This window comes from Aquiflexum sp., from assembly GCF_977115555.1.
Window position 1 is genome coordinate 1 of record NZ_CDSBKL010000417.1, and the last position, 3,464, is coordinate 3,464.

Genomic DNA, 3,464 nt, shown 5'->3' on the forward strand with positions numbered 1-3,464 from the left:
AACAATTCTTCTATTTATTTGATATTTAGATTAATTTTCCAATCTGAACCAAAAGCCAAAAATGACCGCAGCACAACTTTCTCTACAGCAATCCGCAACCATAGAAAGTATCGGGGAATCTGATATTACAATTAATTTTTTGGAGTTGGGAATCTTACCCGGTAAAGAGATCAAATTGCTTAAAAAAGCTCCCTTTGGCGGGCCAATGGCTTTTGATATTGAAGATAATATTATTGCCCTGAGAAAGCAGGAAGCTATCATGATCAATTTAAAATCCTAAATGGCGTGGAAACTGTAATTGATATCCCAACCAAAACCATCGCCATCATAGGTAATCCCAATGTGGGAAAGTCCAGCATTTTCAATCAGCTGACCGGGCTAAACCAAAAAATCGGAAATTATCCCGGTGTAACTGTTGACAAAACCATTGGTTTTCTTCGCTTTGATGACAAGAGAGTTGATTTGATCGACCTGCCGGGAACCTATAGCCTCTACCCAAAGTCTGAAGATGAGGTCATTGCCCATCGGGTATTGAATGGATTGGGAGAAAATAAACCGGATTTTGCACTCGTCATTTTGGATGCTTGTAACCTTGAAAGAAGCTTGCTGTTGGGTACACAGGTAATGGATTTAGGTATTCCTTTGGCTTTTGTTGTCAATATGAAAGACCTTGCTATAAAAAAAGGCATTCATATCAAAACTTTTGAATTGTATAAGTCCTTAGGTGTTCCTCTTGTGCTTACAGATGCAAGAAACAATGATGGAATAGACGCCATCCGTCAGTTGATGGAAGAAGAGAAATTCGAATCACCCAAACCGCTATTGGATTCCGCTATGTTTGCTGATCCTCAATTGATCCGGGAAGTCATGGAAAGGTTTGGGTTTAAAAATTCCTATCAGGCCTTTCAATTGTTGGTTTTTGGAGAATTTGACAAAACTCTTCCGATTTCTGATAAGCAATGGCTTGAAGAAAAATCCAAAGGCTACGGATTTGACAGGAAAAAGCAACAAATCTCTGAGACTGAAGCTAGGTATGTCAAAATAGCTGATATTCTGAAGAAGTCTGTTTCCAGAGATAAAGTCAAATCCAGAAACACGACCATTTCCCTTGACAATGTTTTTCTGAATCCTGTTTTTGGCTTTGTCATTTTTCTAGGGATTATGCTATTGATCTTTCAAGCCATTTTTGCTTGGGCGGCATTTCCGATGGATTTGATTGATGTGGGATTTGCAGGTTTGAGCGGATGGATTTATGATAACCTTCCATCAGGGGTTTTGACGGATTTATTGGCAGAAGGCATTGTTCCTGGAATTGGCGGAGTTTTGATCTTTATCCCTCAGATTGCTATGCTTTTTGGGTTTTTGGCGATCTTGGAAGATACAGGATACCTTTCGCGGGTGGTGTTTTTGATGGATAGGCTCATGCGTCCGTTTGGGCTTCACGGCAAAAGTGTCGTTCCGCTTATTTCTGGAATGGCCTGTGCAATCCCCGGCATTATGGCCGCAAGGAACATCAGCAACTCCAAAGAAAGATTGATCACGATTTTGGTGACGCCTTGGATGAGTTGTTCTGCAAGACTTCCTGTATATATTATACTGATAGGACTTACAGTACCTGATACCCTTTGGATGGGAATCAGTCTGCAAGCCCTTGGTCTCTTGGCCATGTACCTATTGGGGGTTTTGTTTACTTTATTGGGGGCTTTGGCATTGAAATTTATTCTCAAAACAAAAGAGAAAAGTTATCTTCTCGCTGAGCTACCTATTTATAGGTTGCCGAGATGGAGGACTGTGTTCCTGACTATGTTTAACAAATCCAGAATCTTCGTCCTGGAAGCAGGAAAAGTAATCCTTTCTATTTCTATTGTACTTTGGGTTTTGGCAAGCTATGGGCCAAGTGGCAAAATGCAGGCGCTTGAGGAGGAAAAAGTAGCTGTTTTACAAAATACACCTGAAGAAGCATGGTCTAGTGTCGAGGAGTCCTATGCTTCCAAAAAGCTTGAGGCTTCATTTATTGGCATTATGGGTAAAGCCATTGAGCCTGCGATCAGACCTTTGGGATATGATTGGAAAATCGGAATAGCACTGTTGACATCCTTTGCGGCAAGGGAGGTTTTTGTGGGAACAATCGCGACGATCTACAGTATAGGCAGTGATGTCGAAAATGAACTTACTATCCGTGAAAAACTTGAAAAAGAGGTCCATGCAGATACAGGAGAAAAGGTTTTCAATAAAGCCACAGGGTTTTCTTTGATGGTCTTTTATGCTTTTGCCATGCAATGTATGAGTACCTTAGCGGTGGTCTACCGGGAAACAAAAAGCTGGAAATGGCCAGTCTTGCAGACTGTTGTCATGACCGGAATAGCTTATTTGGCAGCATTTATCACTTATCAGATTTTCTCATAATATGTGGCAGGAACTTGTTGTTTTCGGATTGTTTGTTTTGGTTTTGGCAACCTGGGGTTTCCGTACTTTTTTCAAAAAACCTAAAAAATCAAAATCAGGAATTGGCTGCGATCAGTGTGGTGGGTAAATTTCTTCTTTGATCCTTGCATGTTTAAATCAAATTTACATTAATCATAAATAATTTTTATATTCATTATTACCAATATAAATAAAAATAAAAGCTCATCCTTTGCAATATTGTAATTTGAAAAGAATCAGTTCTTTAAGGATAAAAAGATGAATAGCCATAATAATATTACTTTGATCAAAGGGGAATTTGAAACCGCAGAAGCAAAAGAAATTTTGAGAAGCCTGATTGATTATAAAATCAGATATCACCAGATAAAAAGTTTCAACTCTGATGTTAAGTTTGGTAAAAAAGACCCTCGTTCCAGATCGAGAATAAGTGAACTGAAGTCAAGCATGGTGAAAATGCTTGAAATCATGGAAGAGGCTGAAGCGAACGGCTACAAGGTAAATATTGATGCTAAAATAGATATTGAGTACTTGATTGAAGAGCCAACCCAAAAACTGGAAAAGTAGCATTCCTATCATTTTCATCAAGATATCTTATTATTCTGAATAGAGGTCAATGAAATTTTTTTTGCTCAATCGTGCCTCGCTCCTTCCATGACTTTGAAAATATGTAGCACTGCCGGAAAAATTGCATCCATCGATTCCGCAGCACCTTTTGTTGAACCCGGTAAAGCAAGTACCAAAGTGTCCCCAATCAGTCCGGCCACACTTCTCGACAACATAGCATAAGGTGTCCGCTGTTGGCCATAAGATCTGATTGTTTCCTCGATTCCCGGAACTTCCTTTTCCAAAAGCGGCTTGATGGCTTCCGGTGTCACATCTCTAGGGGACAAACCTGTACCTCCAGTAAAAATCACCAAATCCATTCCTTCAGCACAATACCGTTGCAGTTTTTCTTGGATGGTTTTGGTTTCATCGGGAATGATGATATAGTCCGCTACCTTCACAGCGTTTTTCTCCAATCTTTCCATAATGGCCTTTCC

Annotated in this window: 4 protein-coding genes; 3 read left to right on the forward strand and 1 reads right to left on the reverse strand. The window is 39.8% G+C overall.

The window, feature by feature from the left end:
* The first annotated feature begins 61 nt into the window (after window positions 1-61).
* The 3 genes from ACZFYI_RS17620 (at window position 62) to ACZFYI_RS17630 (ending at window position 2,988) form a co-directional block, all read left to right on the forward strand.
* Complete coding sequence (locus tag ACZFYI_RS17620; protein WP_462525436.1) at window positions 62-280, forward strand: FeoA family protein; 219 nt, start codon at window positions 62-64, stop codon at window positions 278-280.
* 5 nt (window positions 281-285) lie between these two features.
* A complete protein-coding gene (gene feoB, locus ACZFYI_RS17625; RefSeq protein ID WP_462525437.1) occupies window positions 286-2,406 on the forward strand; it encodes a ferrous iron transport protein B in 2,121 nt (706 codons plus the stop codon).
* A 276-nt stretch (window positions 2,407-2,682) separates the two neighbouring features.
* Complete coding sequence (locus tag ACZFYI_RS17630; RefSeq protein ID WP_462525438.1) at window positions 2,683-2,988, forward strand: hypothetical protein; 306 nt, start codon at window positions 2,683-2,685, stop codon at window positions 2,986-2,988.
* A 65-nt stretch (window positions 2,989-3,053) separates the two neighbouring features.
* On the opposite strand, the gene ACZFYI_RS17635 is transcribed toward ACZFYI_RS17630, so the two are convergent.
* Window positions 3,054-3,464 (reverse strand): molybdenum cofactor synthesis domain-containing protein (locus ACZFYI_RS17635; RefSeq protein WP_462525439.1); only part of this gene is annotated, 411 nt, incomplete at its 5' end.